Genomic DNA, 14,434 nt, shown 5'->3' on the forward strand with positions numbered 1-14,434 from the left:
CCTACATCCAGCCAACTCCCAGGGTTTCGGGCCAGACTCGACGTATGCGTGCTGACTCCTCCTCGAACCCCGCGGCCCGGCCCGGCGGCCAGGCACCACCGGAGGCACGCCTGCTCGTCGTCGACGACGAGCCGAACATCCGCGAGCTGCTCGCGACCTCCCTGCGGTTCGCCGGCTTCGAGGTCTACGCGGCCGCCGACGGCGGCTCGGCGTTGCGGCTCGCCCGCGAGGTCGAGCCCGACCTCGTCGTGCTCGACGTGATGCTCCCCGACATGGACGGCTTCACCGTCACCCGGCGCCTGCGCGAGAAGGGCCAGCACGTCCCCGTCCTGTTCCTCACCGCGCGCGACGACACCGCCGACAAGGTGCAGGGCCTGACCGTCGGCGGCGACGACTACGTGACCAAGCCGTTCAGCCTGGAGGAGGTCGTCGCCCGCATCCGCGCCGTCCTTCGTCGCACCCGGCCCGAGCTCGACGACGACACCAGCGTGCTGCGGTACTCGGACCTGGAGCTCGACGAGGACTCCCACGAGGTGCTGCGCGCCGGGACCCTGATCGACTTGTCCCCCACCGAGTTCAAGCTCCTGCGCTACCTCATGCTCAACCCCGGCCGCGTGCTCTCGAAGTCGCAGATCCTCGACCACGTCTGGCAGTACGACTGGGGCGGCGACGCCAACATCGTCGAGTCCTACATCTCCTACCTGCGCCGCAAGATCGACCAGGTCGACGGGCCCGACGGCACCCGGCTGCCCCCGCTCATCCACACCAAGCGCGGCGTCGGGTACCTGCTGCGCGAGTCGTCGTGAGCGCGCCGACGACGATGAGCGAGGTGCACCTGGAGCCGTCCGACCCGACCCTGCCGACGCCGTCGTCGTCGACCCCGTCGGCGACCGGCGCAGGGTCGGATCGGGCGTCGACGGGCTGGTGGTCCCGCGTCCGCGCCCGCTGGGACGCGGTTCCGCTGGTCCAGCGTCTCGTCGGCATCGTGACCGTGCTGCTGGCGCTCGGGCTCGTGCTCGCGGGCTCGGTCAGCGCGGCGCTGCTCGAGGGCACGCTGACCGGCCGGGTGGACGCCAAGCTGCAGACCGAGGGCGCGGCGCTCGCCGACAGCACCCTCGCGGCGCTCAACCGCGGCTTCGGCAACGGCATGTCGCCCAGCGACTACTACGTCCGGGTGCAGGGCTCCGACTCCACCGTCCAGAGCTCCATCTCGGACTCCGCCCAGGAATCCTACGGCTTGCCCGACGTGCCCGACCTGACGGCCGAGGCGGCCGCCGAGATCCAGGGCGAGCCGTTCACCGTCCACTCGTCCCGGGCCGGTCAGCCGTGGCGTGTCGTCGCCTACCCGCTGACCAACGGCGGCTCCATCGTCGTGGCACTGCCGCTCGGCGACATCCAGAAGACCGTCCAGCACATGTCGACGGTGCTGCTGCTCAGCGGCATCGGCATCCTGCTGCTCGGCGCCGCGGCCGGTACCTGGGCGGTCCGTCGCTCGCTCAAGCCGCTGCGCGAGATCGAGGTCACCGCGGCCGCGATCGCCGGTGGGGACCTGTCCCGGCGCGTCCCGGCGTCCGACGAGCACACCGAGGTCGGCCGGCTCAGCGCCGCGCTGAACGGGATGCTCGCCCAGATCGAGCGCGCGTTCGACGTTCGGACCGCGTCCGAGGCACGCATGCGCCGCTTCGTCGCCGACGCCTCCCACGAGCTGCGGACCCCGCTGGCCACCATCCGCGGGTACGGCGAGCTGTACCGGATGGGCGCCTTGACCACCACCGAGCAGGTCGACGACACCATGCAGCGGATCGAGTCGTCGGCCACGCGGATGGGCGCGCTCGTCGAGGACCTGCTGGCCCTGGCCCGGATGGACGACGGACGACCGATGCGCCTCGGACCCGTCGACCTGACCGTCCTGGCCGCCGACGCCGTCAGCGACCTGCACGCCCTCGACCCCTCGCGCCCGGTCCGGCTCGAACCGCTGCGGGCCGGCGAGCCCGCGGGTGTCTGCGAGGTGCTCGGCGAGGAGTCGCGACTGCGTCAGGTGCTCGCGAACCTCGTCGGCAACGCCGTGACCCACACCCCGCCCGGCACGGCCGTCGAGATCGCCGTCGGCCTGTCCGACGGCGACGGTGTGATCGAGGTGCGTGACCACGGCCCCGGCATCGACCCCGAGCACGCCGCCCGCGTGTTCGAGCGGTTCTACCGGGTCGACGCCTCGCGCGGTCGGGACTCCGGCGGCGCGGGCCTGGGCATGGCGATCGTCGCCGCGATCGTCGACGCCCACCACGGGTCGGTGTCCCTGGAGCAGACCACCGGCGGCGGGACCACCGTGCGCGTCACCCTGCCCGGCACACCGGCGGCCGCACCGGACGCGTCCTCGACGAGTGCCGCGGCGAGCGCCGGGTCCGCGGGTCCCGTGCCCGCGCCCACACCACCCTCGCCGGCCGCCGCCCCGCCGAGTCAGTCATCCGTCCAGGACGCCGGTTCGGGCCGCGACGCCCAGGTCTGAGGGCTACCATGACGGGTTCCTACCGTCGGCGTGAGGCTGGACTTCATGGGCGTCCATGACGCACCGCAGTGGCTGTTGTCCGCGTATGTACGCAGTGTCGTCGCGGTCGGGGCGACCGCCTCGACAGAGCAGATCCGGGACGCAGGGCAAGCACTCGTGGATCGCTGGGGATCCCCCGGCCGGTCGTTCCACAACCTGAAGCACCTGGTCGACGTGCTGGTCCGCGTCGACGAGCTGGTCGAGGAGACCCACGAGCCCGACGTCGTCCGGCTCGCCGCCTGGTACCACGGCGCGATCTTCGACGCCGCCGACCGCAAGGCCTACGCCAACCGCGGCGGCGAGGACGAGATCGCGTCCGCCGGCCTGGCCCGCACGGAGCTGCTCGCCCTCGGCGTTCCCGAGGCGCGCGCCGAGCGGGTGCACGACCTGGTGGTCGCCCTGGTCCGGCACGCCCCGAACCCGACCGACTTCGACTGCGCGGTCCTCTGCGACGCCGACCTGGCGATGCTCGCCGCCGAGCCGCAGAAGTACAAGGCGTACCTGCAGGACGTTCGCGCCGAGTACGCGCACCTGCCCATCGAGGACTACCTGCGCGCCCGCGTGCGCATCCTGCACAAGCTCCTCGCCCGGCCGTCGCTGTTCGTCAGCCCGCTCGGTGCGGCCTGGGAGGAGCCCGCGCGGCAGAACCTGTCGGGCGAGCTGCAGCGCCTGGAGAAGGAGCTCAGGGGCCTGGAGGCGGCCGCAGCCGCCAGCGAGTCCGCCTGACCTGCCCTCCCTGCAGCAGGGACCGACGTGACCACAGCCCCGTGCGACAGCCGCGGGACCCACGGTTCCCCTCGGCCTCGGTACGGACGCCTCGCGAGTCCGTAGCGTCGTCGTCCAGCGGGCCGCATGGTCTCCGCGTCGATCCCGGCGCCGGAGCGTGGCCCCGGACGAGGGAGGTTCCGTGACCAGGTTCGAGGTCGACAGCGCGCAGGTGTCCCAGGCGGCGGCGAGCGTGCAGGCCCGTGCGGCGACGATCCGGTCGGAGGTCGCCGCGATGCACCGCCAGCTGGCCGAGCTGCAGGGATCCTGGCGGGGCGCCGCCGCCACCGCGTTCAGCGGGGTGCTCGGCGACTGGTCGGCCACCGAGTCGCGCCTCGAGGCGTCGCTCGACCAGATCGTCGCCGCGATGCACACGGCGGCCCGCGCCTACGCCGACGCCGAGACCCAGGCCAGCCGCCTGTTCGCGACCTGACGCCTCCTCCCGGTCCTCGTGCGCCGGGGCGCCTAGTCTCGGGCCATGAGCGTGCTCGTCGACCCGCCGATGTGGCCCAACCACGGGATGCTCTGGGGCCACCTGGTGAGCGACTCGTCGCTGGCGGAGCTGCACGCGTTTGCCGCTCGGGCGGGGATCCCCGAACGCGGGTTCGACCTGGACCACTACGACGTGCCCGACCAGCGGATCGAGGAGCTGGTCGCGCTCGGGGCCGAGCTGGTCAGTGCCAAGGAGCTGATCCGCCGCCTCCGCGCGTCCGGCCTGCGCGTCCCGGCCCGCGACCGCGGCCACCACTGAGCGCTCTCGGCTGGCGGATGCGCAGGCGGGCGCCGGCCTCGTCGACCAGGCGCGATCCGGCTCTACCCGCGTCGAGCGGACGCTGACGCGGGAGCGTCTGCTCGGCGCGAGGGGGCGTGCGCTCGGCGCGAGGCGGCGTCCGCTCGGCGCGAGGCGGCGTCCGCCCGACCCGTACCGAGGCCACGTCGACCAGCGCGGGTCACAGACCGGCAGCCAGAGCCGCGACCCAGCCGCCGCTCGCCGTGATGTCGGACCCTGCGGCGCCGGCCTCGACCGTGCAGCCGAAGCCGACCACCCACGCGCCGTCCGACAGCTCGACACGGCCGAGGCTCATCGGCGCCGGCAGGTCGCCCAGGAACCGACCGAGCGCGCCGGGCGACAGCCGCCAGACCTCCCCCGCGATCGGCGCACCGTCGCCGGGACCTACCCGCAGCAGACCGGGCTTGCGCGGCTCGGTGGCCAGGGCGACGAGCCGGTAGGCGTCGGTGGTGCGCACCGACCGCTCGAACCGGGCGCCGAGCGCCTCGAGCTGGCCGTTGAGCGGCTGTCCGCGCAGGTGCGCTCCGACGACCAGCACCTCGACCCCGGCCGACGACACCATCGACGCACGGGCCGTCCCGAGCAGGCGTGCCGCGAGGTCGACGGCGAGCTGGTCCTCGAACGCACGGGCCAGCAGCGTCACGCCGAACGGTCCGCCGTCGGCGGTGCCGGCGGGGATCGCGACTGCCGCGAGATCCAAGAGGTTCACGAAGTTCGTGTAGGTGCCCAGGCGTCGGTTGATGGCCACCGGGTCGGCCTGGACCGCGGCGATCGTCGGGTGCTCGGTGGTCGTCGGCAGGAGGAGCAGGTCGCAGCCGTCGAGCAGCTGGAGCGCCTCGACCCGGGCCACCGCTAGCCGGGCCCGGTCGGCGACGTAGGCGTCCGCAGTGATGTCGCGGCCGGCCGCGATGATCGCCGCGACGGTCGGATCGGCGTCGGGCGCCTTCTCGAGGAACGCGCCGACGGCCTCGTAGCGCTCGGCGACGATCGCACCGTCGTAGAGCAGGCGCGCGGCGTCGAGCATGCCGGACACGTCGACCGTCCGGGTCGAGGCACCGGTCGCGCGGACCGCCGCGACGGCGTCCTCGAACGCGGCGCGCCAGCCGGGCGACAGCGGTGCGAGGTCCTCGTCGCGCGGCACCGCGACCACGGGCGCGGCGCGCAGGCCGAGCCGGACGTCGACGGGCCAGGGACGTCGCGCGGGGTCGCTCGGGTCGGCGCCGGTCATCAGCCGGGTCGCCAGCACGCCGAGCTCGAGGTCCCGCGTGAAGGTGGTGACCACGTCGTAGGACCGGCACGCCGGCACGACGCCGGTGGTCGGGACCAGGCCCACGGTCGTCTTGATGCCGACGATCCCGTGGAACGCGGCGGGCACCCGCCCGGAGCCCGCGGTGTCGGTGCCGATACCGATGTCGGCGATGCCGAGCGCGACGGCCACAGCGGAACCGGAGCTCGACCCGCCGGACACCCGGTCGGGCAGGGTCGCGTTGCGGACGGCGCCATAGGGGCTACGCACTCCGACGAGGCCCGTCGCGAACTGGTCGAGGTTGGTCTTGCCGAGCACCACCGCACCCGCGTCGACGAGCGCGTGCACGGCCGGGGCGGTCGCGATAGCGACACCGGGACGCCCGGCGGGGTCGGTCGCGAACGACGGGCACGCGGCCGTCGTCGGCAGTCCGCGCACGTCGACGTTGTCCTTCACGACGAGGGTCAGGCCCGCCAGCGGCAGAATCGCCCCGGCGGCGACCGACGCGTCCACCAGCCGCGCCGCGGCGAGCGCGTCGTCGAGCGGGAGCAGGGCGATCCACACCTCGGGCCGGTCCACCTCGGCGATGCGCGAGTAGGCGAGCCGCACCCGGATCTCGGCCGGCCCCGCCGACGAGACCGTCGGCTCGCCGGACAGCACCGAGGTCGTCCCCGTCACGCACCCACCACCGGGACCGCCGACGACGCGCCCGACGGGACGCGCGGGAGAGGCTCGACGGGCTGGATGTCGAACACGTGGTCCCCCGGCTGTCGTCGCGAGCCGAGAAGCTCCCTCGGCACCGGTGTATACACCCCGGTATCCATACCTTAGGCAGGGCGTGTTTCCCTCCCGCGGTGCCCGGGTAAACGCCGCGTTACGCGGACACCCAGGGCGCGCGGGTGGGCGACGCCAGGCGACCGTGCGGGGACTCAGCCCGCCAGCGCCATCCGGGTCATGGCCTGCGTGGCGCGCTGCATGACGACCTCGAGGGACTCGCCGACGTGCTTGTGCAGGGCGGTCAGCGCATCGGGGAGCTCACGGGCGAGCACCAGGCGCAGGATCGCCATGTGCTCGTCGATGGTCGCCGTGATGCGGTCCTCCTCGACGAAGTCGTGCATGCGCACCGCGCGGATCTTCTGGTTCACGGTGACCAGCGCCCCGGTCAGCTGGGTGTTTCCCGACGACCGGGACAGCACCTGGTGGAACCGCTCGTCGAGGATCACGAAGCTCGGGTCGGGCTCCGGCGGCGCGTCGCGCAGCGGCTCCCAGGTGGCGAGCTCGGCGCGCAGCAGTGCCTCGTCGTGGCGGACCTGCGGGTTCTCGATGGCGCGCGCGATGCCGCGCAGCTCGAGGGTGATCCGCAGCTCGTAGAGGTTGCGCAGGTCCTCGAGGCTCGGCACGACGACCGCGTACCCGAAGTCGGTGCGCTCGACGAGACCGTCGGAGAGCAGCCGGGACAGCGCCTCGCGCACCGGGGTGCGGGACACCTCGAACGCCTTGCCGAGCTTGGGCTCCGTCAGGCGCTCACGCGGCGAGACGCGTCCGTTGAGGATGTCGTCGCGGAGCCGGTGGTAGACCACCTCGCGCAGCGACCTGGAGTCCTCCGACGGAACCTCGTCCGACGGGCCCGAAGGCAGCCCGGACGGTGTTGCCGGAGCCTCGTCCATGCCCGCCGGCCCGCCCGTGCTCATGGTCATCGAGAGTAGTCCTCCCACCGGATACTGCCCTGCGGACGCGGCGGTATCCAGCACGTCGACCCGGTCACAGTCACCGTGCCGCGGCCGCGCGCACGCTGATCCCCTGCACCGAAGGGTTCGCGACACCGCGCTGTGTCCCGACCTGTATACGTCGCTGTGCCCATGGTGGACGAACCTAGGCAGGGGGTGTTTCCGGCACCGACGACCCCCAGTAAACGGTCTGTTTCGTCCCGGTCCGAGCGTGGACCGGAAACGCGACCGCCGCGGTCGTCGGCCCTCGACCCGGCACCGCCTCGATACGCTCGGCAGATGGCACCGCTGCGCAAGCTTGACCAGTCGTCGAAGCTCAGGAACGTCCTCTACGAGATCCGCGGGTCCGCGCTCGACGAGGCCGCCCGGCTCGAGGCCGAGGGCTACACGGTCCTCAAGCTGCACACCGGCAACCCGGCCGCATTCGGGTTCGAGGCGCCGCACCAGATCGTCCGGGACGTCATCGCGGCCATCCCGCACGCCCACGGCTACACGGACTCGCGCGGGATCCTCAGCGCTCGTCGCGCGGTGGTGACCCGGTACGAGACCGAGCCGGGCTTCCCCCTGATCGACGTCGACGACGTCTACCTGGGCAACGGCGTGTCCGAGCTCATCACCATGGTGATGCAGGCCCTTCTCGACGAGGGCGACGAGGTGCTCATCCCGTCGCCGGACTACCCGCTGTGGACCGCCATGACCTCGTTGTCCGACGGCAAGCCGGTGCACTACCGGTGCGACGAGGACAACGGCTGGGAGCCCGACCTCGAGCACCTCGAGTCGCTCGTCTCCCCGCGCACCAAGGCACTCGTCGTCATCAACCCGAACAACCCGACCGGCGCCGTCTACTCGCGCGAGGTCCTTGAGGGCATCGCGGCGATCGCCCGCAAGCACAGCCTGCTCGTGCTCTCCGACGAGATCTACGACCGCATCCTGTTCGACGACGCCGTGCACATCCCCATGGCCTCCGTCGCGCCCGACCTGCTGTGCCTGACGTTCAACGGGCTGTCCAAGACGTACCGCGTGGCCGGCTACCGGTCGGGCTGGATGGTGGTGACCGGCCCGCGCGACCACGCCAAGGGCTTCCTCGAGGGCATCACGCTGCTCGCCTCGACGCGCCTGTGCCCCAACGTCCCCGCGCAGCACGCCGTCCAGGCGGCCCTCGGAGGCGTGCAGAGCATCGACGCCCTGATCGCCCCCGGTGGCCGGCTGCACGAGCAGCGCGACGTCGCCTACAAGGGCCTGACCTCGATCCCCGGCGTCACCTGCGTCCGGCCGCAGGGGGCGCTGTACCTGTTCCCCCGGCTCGACCCCGAGGTGCACGAGATCCACGACGACTCCCAGCTCGTCTACGACCTGCTGGTGAGCGAGCACATCCTGCTCGTGCAGGGCACCGGGTTCAACTGGCCGACCCCCGACCACCTGCGCATCGTCACGCTCCCCGAGGCCCGCGTGCTGGCCGAGGCCGTCGAGCGCATGGGCAACTTCCTGGCGAGCTACCGGCAGTAGACCCGCCGGCCGACCAGACCGACGACCGGCGCCGAGGTAGTGAGCTCGCGACGAGGTAGTGAGTTGCGGCTCACTACCTCGTCGACAACTCCCTACGTCGACTTCACGGCGACGGGGCGGGGGCGGGGCGGCTTCACGTCACGCACGACAGAGCGGGCCGGCCACCCGAAGGTGACCGGCCCGCTCCGGGTCGTTCAGAGGTGACTCAGCGGATCAGAAACCGCCGCCGAAGTCGTCCCCGCCGCCGCCACCGGCCGGCGCGGGGTTGCGCTCCGGCTTGTCGGCCACGACGGCCTCGGTGGTGAGGAAGAGCGCGGCGATCGAGGCCGCGTTCTGCAGGGCGGAGCGCGTGACCTTCACCGGGTCGTTGACGCCCGCGGCGAGCAGGTCCTCGTACGTGTTGGTCGCGGCGTTGAGGCCGTGACCCACCGGGAGGTTGCGCACCTTCTCGGCGACGACGCCACCCTCGAGACCGGCGTTGATCGCGATCTGCTTGAGCGGAGCCTCGATGGCGAGCTTGACGATCGCAGCACCGGTCGCCTCGTCGCCCTCGAGCTTGAGGCCCTCGAACGCGGTCTTGCCGGCCTGGATGAGCGCCACGCCACCACCGGCGACGATGCCCTCCTCGACGGCCGCCTTGGCGTTGCGCACGGCGTCCTCGATGCGGTGCTTGCGCTCCTTGAGCTCGACCTCGGTGGCCGCGCCCGCCTTGATGACGGCGACGCCACCGGCCAGCTTGGCCAGGCGCTCCTGCAGCTTCTCGCGGTCGTAGTCCGAGTCGGAGTTCTCGATCTCGGCACGGATCTGCGTGACGCGGCCCGTGATCTGGGCGGCGTCGCCGCCACCCTCGACGACCGTGGTCTCGTCCTTGGTGACGACGATCTTGCGCGCCGTGCCGAGGACCTCGAGGCCGACCGTGTCGAGCTTCAGACCGACGGTCTCCGAGACGACCTGACCACCCGTGAGGATGGCGATGTCCTGGAGGATCGCCTTGCGGCGGTCGCCGAAGCCGGGGGCCTTGACGGCGACCGACTTGAACGTGCCACGGATCTTGTTGACGACGAGCGTGGCCAGGGCCTCGCCCTCGACGTCCTCGGCGACGATGAAGAGCGGCTTGCCGGACTGGATGACCTTCTCCAGCAGGGGCAGCAGGTCCTTGACGTTCGAGATCTTGCCCTCGACGAGCAGGACGTAGCCATCCTCGAGGACGGCCTCCTGGCGCTCCGGGTCGGTGACGAAGTACGCCGACAGGAAGCCCTTGTCGAAGCGCATGCCCTCGGTGAGCTCGAGCTCGAGGCCCAGCGCGCTGGACTCCTCGACGGTGATGACGCCTTCCTTGCCGACCTTGTCGAGCGCCTCGGCGATGAGGTCGCCGATCGCCTGGTCGCCGGCGGAGATCGCGGCCGTGGCGGCGATCTGCTCCTTGGTCTCGACCTCCTTCGCCTGCGCGAGCAGGGCAGCGGTGACGGCCTCGACGGCCTTCTCGATGCCCTTCTTCAGCGCGATGGGGTTGGCGCCGGCCGCGACGTTGCGCAGGCCCTCGCGAACGAGCGCCTGGGCGAGGACGGTGGCGGTGGTGGTGCCGTCGCCAGCGACGTCGTCCGTCTTCTTGGCGACCTCCTTGACGAGCTCCGCACCGATCTTCTCGAAGGGGTCCTCGAGGTCGATCTCCTTGGCGATGGAGACGCCGTCGTTGGTGATCGTGGGGGCGCCCCACTTCTTGTCCAGGACGACGTTGCGGCCCTTCGGGCCGAGGGTGACCTTGACGGTGTCGGCGAGGATGTTGAGTCCCCGCTCGATGCCGCGACGGGCCTCCTCGTTGAAGGCAATGATCTTGGCCATGGGGCTGTGATCCTTCACTGGGTTCGGGTCGGCCGTAGGTGCCCGCGACGGACGAGCACGCCGCTCGCGGTCTTGTCCCGCGTGCGACGGCCCTCACCGGACGGCCGTGGTGATTCTGTCACTCTCCACCGGAGAGTGCTAAGTCCAATGGTTAGCACTCGACCCCCGAGAGTGCAAGCAGCGTTCGCCCAGAGCGGTGCCCGTGAGACGCAGATCCCACACCAGATGTCCGGGTCGGCGGTCGCCGTCGCAGGCTCTCGGACGCTCCTCAGTCCCAGGGCGCCAGCGACGGGGGCGTGCGGATGCCGAACCCGTCGCGCAGCGCCCGGCGGGCGGCGTACCAACCCGGCAGGCCGTGCACTCCCGGGCCGGGCGGGGTCGACGACGAGCAGAGCCAGACACCTGCGACCCCGGCCGCAGGGGGTGCCAGCACGTAGGGGTCCCAGGCGAGCCGCGGCCGCGCGAACATCCGGTAGAGCGACACCGCGCCCCCCGAGATGTCGCCGCCGACCAGGTTGGCGTCGTGATCGGCGAGCCGCGCTGCCGGCACGCAGCGCGAGGCGACCACCAGGTCCCGGAACCCGGGCGCGAAACGCTCGACCTGGTCGATCACGGCGCGGGTCACGTCGAGCGTCGATCCGGCCGGGACGTGCGCGTAGGCCCAGAACGGCCGCAGGCCCGCCGTCGTGACACGCGAGGGGTCGACGACCCCCGGGTCGCTGACCAGCACCATCGGCCGCTCGGCGTGGCGGCCGGACGCGACAGCCGCCTCCGCGGCCGCCGCCTGCACCCGGCTGCCGCCGAGGTGCACCGTGCCGGCCAGCGCGACCTCGGGGTGCGCCCACGGCACCGGCCCCGACAGGACGAGGTCGACCTTGGCCGCCGCCCCGCGGCTGCGCGGGAACGCGACCAGGCCGCGGGCCGTGCGCACGGGCACGCGCCGCCCCAGCACCCGGACCGCGGTGCGCGGCGACGTGTCGAACAGGTACGCGCGGGCGGGCGGCAGGTCGGCGGCACGCTCCACCGGCGTCCCCGTCACCACCGAGCCGCCGTGCGTGCGCAGGTCGGCCAGCAGCGCCTCGACGATCGCCCCGCTGCCGCCGCGCGGCACGGGCCAGCCGCCCGCGTGGGCCAGCGGTGCCAGCAGGAGCGCGGTACCGGCCGCGCTCGGTGACGGGAGCCGGGTGATGGCGTGCGCGCCCACGCCGGTGAGCAGTGCCGCGGCCTCCTCGTCGCGAAACCGTGCTCCCCACGCGGCCGTCCCCTGCTCCAGGAGGCGCAACCCGAACGCCGCGGCCGTGGTGAGCTGCCGCGGGACCCGCCGGTGGTCGCCCAGCGCCAGGGCGAGCACGCCGTCTGGGTCGTCGACGAGCGGTCCGAGCAGCGCGCGCCAGGCGGGGCCGTCCACCCCGAGGCCGTCGGCCGTGCGGTCGAGCGAGCGGTAGGCCAGCGCGGCTCGGCCGCCGTCGAGCGGGTTGGCGTAGGCGACCTCCGGCTGCAGCAGGTCGACGCCGCGGGCCGGCAGGTCGAACTCCCGCAGGAACGGGGACGCCACCGCCATCGGGTGGACCGCCGAGCAGATGTCGTGCACGACGCCGTCCGCGAGCCCGAGGTCGAGCGTCCGCGCGCCGCCCCCCGCGGTGTCCTGCGCCTCGAGCACCTGCACCGACAGACCCGCCCGCGCGAGCGTGACCGCCGCCGCGAGCCCGTTGGGCCCGGAGCCGACGACGACAACGTCGACCCTCGTCACGCCGGGCACCCGCGGACGCGGCGACGGGCCGCGCACCCGGAGGTGGACGGCCCGTCGCCCGACGTGTTCGAGCTCAGAGTGCTCGGACCTGCTCGGCCTGCGGGCCCTTGGTGCCCTGACCGACCTCGAACTCGACGTCCTGGCCCTCGTCGAGGGACCGGTAGCCGTCGATGAGGATCCCGCTGAAATGGACGAACAGGTCCGGCCCCCCGCCGACCGGGGTGATGAAGCCGTAGCCCTTCTCCGCGTTGAACCACTTCACAGTGCCCTGAGCCATCCGGTGCTCCTCGACGCAACTCGGGTGTGCCGGGCGCTCCGCCGGCGCCCGGTGCCGGAGAGCCTAGTGGCGGCGTCCCGCGCCGACCAGGGTCGTGGGACGACTTCCGCTGACCCCTGCGACGGGCCTCGTCAGCTGGAGGGGTCGCTGGCCAGGACCACGGAGATGCCCGTCCCCGCGTCCGCGGCCGAGAGGGTCACGGTCGGGACGCCCAGGGTCGTCGCGACGAGCTGCGCGGTGGGCGCGAGCTCCTCGCCGGCGTAGTAGATGACCGAGTCGGCGGGGGCCGTCCCCGTGAAGTTGCCCGTCGTCACCGCGGTGAACCCGGCGTCGGTGAGCTTCTTGGCCTGGTCGCCGGCGAGGCCGGAGATCTTCGCGGCGTTGAGCACCTCGATCGGCGCGGCCATGTTGACGGCGGGCGCCTCGGGCTCGGCGGGCGCGGTCTCGCCGGTGCCGTCCGTCGCGCCGTCCGCCGGGGCGGTCGCGCCGTCGGACGCGGACGGGTCGGTGCCCTGCGAGCTCCCGCTGGTGGGCAGGTCACCCTGGTTGGCGGCCAGCGTCACGAGCCCGTAGGCGACGAGCGGCGCGACGACGAGCACCGCCACGAACGGCCACCAACGGCTCCACGCCGAGCGCGGGGCCCGGTGCACGCCACGGGCTGCTTCGGGGTTGGGGACGTCGAACTCGTCCTCGGCGTAGTGGGTGTCGGCCTTGCTCACGCCGGACAGGCTAACGGCTCGGACCATGCGCGGGGCGACAACCGGCGCGCACGGTCGCGCATGTCACGTGCACCGGGACAGACGACGGGCCCGGCGAGCAGGTCCACCGTCGCTCGGGCTCAGGCGTCGCCGAGGCGGCGGGCGGTCGTGCGGGCGCGCTGGCGCGAGGAGCGCATGCGGCGGAGGCGCTTGATGAGCATCGGGTCGTGCGCGAGCGCGGCCGGGTCGTCGATCAGGGCGTTGAGCACCTGGTAGTACCGCGTGGCCGACATGTCGAACAGCTCGCGGATGGCCTGCTCCTTGGCGCCCGCGTACTTCCACCACTGCCGCTCGAACGCGAGGACCTGCTCGTCGCGCTCCGACAGCTGGCCGTGGGACCGGTCGTCCGGGAGGGCGGACGGGTGCGAGTCGATCGAGATCGTCGCGACGTCCATGCATCCTCCTGGTGCTCGTACAGCTGATCGGCCTTCGTCATCGTAGGCCGGAATGACACCCGTGTCATTCCTGCCCGCGCGTCCCGCGACGACACGCGGGAACCTCACCCCCTATCCTCGCCGTCGTGGCCGCCGCACCCCTGGACCAGCTCGTCGCACCCGACTGGGCGGCCGCCCTCGCGCCGGTCGAGCCGCAGATCCGGGCGGCGGGCCAGTTCCTGCGCGACGAGGTCGCCGCCGGCCGCGGCTACCTCCCGGCAGGCGACGACGTGCTCCGCGCGTTCCGTCGGCCGATGGCGCAGGTCCGGGTCCTCGTCGTCGGCCAGGATCCCTACCCGACCCCGGGCCACCCGATGGGCCTGTCGTTCTCGGTGCAGCCCGACGTGCGTCCGCTGCCCCGCTCGCTGAGCAACATCTTCACGGAGCTCGTCGCCGACGTCGGGGTCGCTCCGCCGGTCAACGGCGACCTGAGCCCGTGGGCCGACCAGGGTGTGATGCTGCTCAACAGGGTGCTGACGGTGCGTCCGGGCACGCCCGCGTCGCACCGGGGCAAGGGTTGGGAGACGGTGACCGACCGCGCGATCGCCGCCCTCGTCGAACGCGGCGGCCCGCTCGTCGCCCTGCTCTGGGGGCGCGACGCGCAGTCGCTCAAGCCGGCCCTGGGTTCGGTGCCGACCGTCGAGAGCGTGCACCCGAGCCCGCTGTCGGCCAGCCGAGGGTTCTTCGGGTCGCGGCCGTTCTCGAAGGTGAACGCGCTGCTCGTCGCGCAGGGTGCATCGCCGGTCGACTGGTCGCTCGCCTGAACGGTTGCCCGGGGGCCCTGGCAGACTGGC

General features: G+C 72.9%; 14 protein-coding genes. 7 read left to right on the plus strand and 7 right to left on the minus strand.

Features of this window, described 5'->3' with window-relative positions; translation table 11 throughout:
* Positions 1-44: 44 nt before the first annotated feature.
* The 5 genes from AC1DZC_RS15950 (at position 45) to AC1DZC_RS15970 (ending at position 4,061) form a co-directional block, all read left to right on the plus strand.
* Complete coding sequence (locus tag AC1DZC_RS15950) at positions 45-806, plus strand: response regulator transcription factor (protein ID WP_477039764.1); 762 nt, start codon at positions 45-47, stop codon at positions 804-806.
* Positions 803-2,506, plus strand: coding sequence for a sensor histidine kinase (locus AC1DZC_RS15955; RefSeq protein WP_477039763.1), 1,704 nt, complete (start codon positions 803-805; stop codon positions 2,504-2,506). Before AC1DZC_RS15950 ends, AC1DZC_RS15955 begins: the two co-directional genes overlap by 4 nt.
* A gap of 45 nt (positions 2,507-2,551) precedes the next feature.
* Positions 2,552-3,271, plus strand: coding sequence for an HD domain-containing protein (locus AC1DZC_RS15960; RefSeq protein WP_477039795.1), 720 nt, complete (start codon positions 2,552-2,554; stop codon positions 3,269-3,271).
* A gap of 181 nt (positions 3,272-3,452) precedes the next feature.
* Entirely contained in the window at positions 3,453-3,743 is a 291-nt protein-coding gene (locus tag AC1DZC_RS15965; RefSeq protein WP_477039762.1) for a WXG100 family type VII secretion target, read from the plus strand.
* A gap of 45 nt (positions 3,744-3,788) precedes the next feature.
* Positions 3,789-4,061: a DUF4031 domain-containing protein gene (locus AC1DZC_RS15970; protein ID WP_477043946.1), complete on the plus strand. Its 273-nt coding sequence runs from the start codon at positions 3,789-3,791 to the stop codon at positions 4,059-4,061.
* Positions 4,062-4,260: 199 nt separating this feature from the next.
* Here AC1DZC_RS15970 and atzF read toward each other — a convergent pair whose 3' ends face one another.
* Complete coding sequence (gene atzF / locus AC1DZC_RS15975) at positions 4,261-6,024, minus strand: allophanate hydrolase (protein ID WP_477043947.1); 1,764 nt, start codon at positions 6,022-6,024, stop codon at positions 4,261-4,263.
* A 251-nt stretch (positions 6,025-6,275) separates the two neighbouring features.
* Positions 6,276-7,043: a GntR family transcriptional regulator gene (locus tag AC1DZC_RS15980; RefSeq protein WP_477039759.1), complete on the minus strand. Its 768-nt coding sequence runs from the start codon at positions 7,041-7,043 to the stop codon at positions 6,276-6,278.
* A gap of 309 nt (positions 7,044-7,352) precedes the next feature.
* Between AC1DZC_RS15980 and AC1DZC_RS15985 the strand changes: the two genes are divergently transcribed.
* Positions 7,353-8,579 carry a pyridoxal phosphate-dependent aminotransferase gene (locus AC1DZC_RS15985; RefSeq protein ID WP_477043948.1) on the plus strand — a complete coding sequence of 409 codons (1,227 nt, stop codon included), beginning with the start codon at positions 7,353-7,355 and terminating at the stop codon, positions 8,577-8,579.
* A gap of 213 nt (positions 8,580-8,792) precedes the next feature.
* Here the strand turns inward: AC1DZC_RS15985 and groL are convergent, their stop codons facing one another.
* The 5 genes from groL to AC1DZC_RS16010 all read right to left on the minus strand — a co-directional run bounded on the left by groL (position 8,793) and on the right by AC1DZC_RS16010 (position 13,601).
* Positions 8,793-10,421, minus strand: a complete 1,629-nt coding sequence (gene groL, locus AC1DZC_RS15990) for a chaperonin GroEL (RefSeq protein ID WP_477039757.1) — start codon at positions 10,419-10,421, stop codon at positions 8,793-8,795.
* Between the two features lie 268 nt (positions 10,422-10,689).
* Positions 10,690-12,171 carry a phytoene desaturase family protein gene (locus AC1DZC_RS15995; RefSeq protein WP_477043949.1) on the minus strand — a complete coding sequence of 494 codons (1,482 nt, stop codon included), beginning with the start codon at positions 12,169-12,171 and terminating at the stop codon, positions 10,690-10,692.
* 73 nt (positions 12,172-12,244) lie between these two features.
* The gene (locus AC1DZC_RS16000) at positions 12,245-12,448 is read right to left on the minus strand and encodes a cold-shock protein (RefSeq protein ID WP_477043950.1); all 204 of its coding nucleotides are present in this window, start codon (positions 12,446-12,448) and stop codon (positions 12,245-12,247) included.
* A gap of 131 nt (positions 12,449-12,579) precedes the next feature.
* Positions 12,580-13,167 (minus strand): LytR C-terminal domain-containing protein, encoded by a 588-nt coding sequence (locus AC1DZC_RS16005; RefSeq protein WP_477043951.1) that lies wholly within the window; start codon positions 13,165-13,167, stop codon positions 12,580-12,582.
* 119 nt (positions 13,168-13,286) lie between these two features.
* A complete protein-coding gene (locus tag AC1DZC_RS16010; RefSeq protein WP_477043952.1) occupies positions 13,287-13,601 on the minus strand; it encodes a DUF3263 domain-containing protein in 315 nt (104 codons plus the stop codon).
* 125 nt (positions 13,602-13,726) lie between these two features.
* Between AC1DZC_RS16010 and AC1DZC_RS16015 the strand changes: the two genes are divergently transcribed.
* Positions 13,727-14,404, plus strand: a complete 678-nt coding sequence (locus AC1DZC_RS16015; RefSeq protein ID WP_477039752.1) for a uracil-DNA glycosylase — start codon at positions 13,727-13,729, stop codon at positions 14,402-14,404.
* The last annotated feature ends 30 nt before the right edge of the window (positions 14,405-14,434 follow it).

The organism is Cellulomonas sp. P2_B4, from assembly GCF_056404795.1.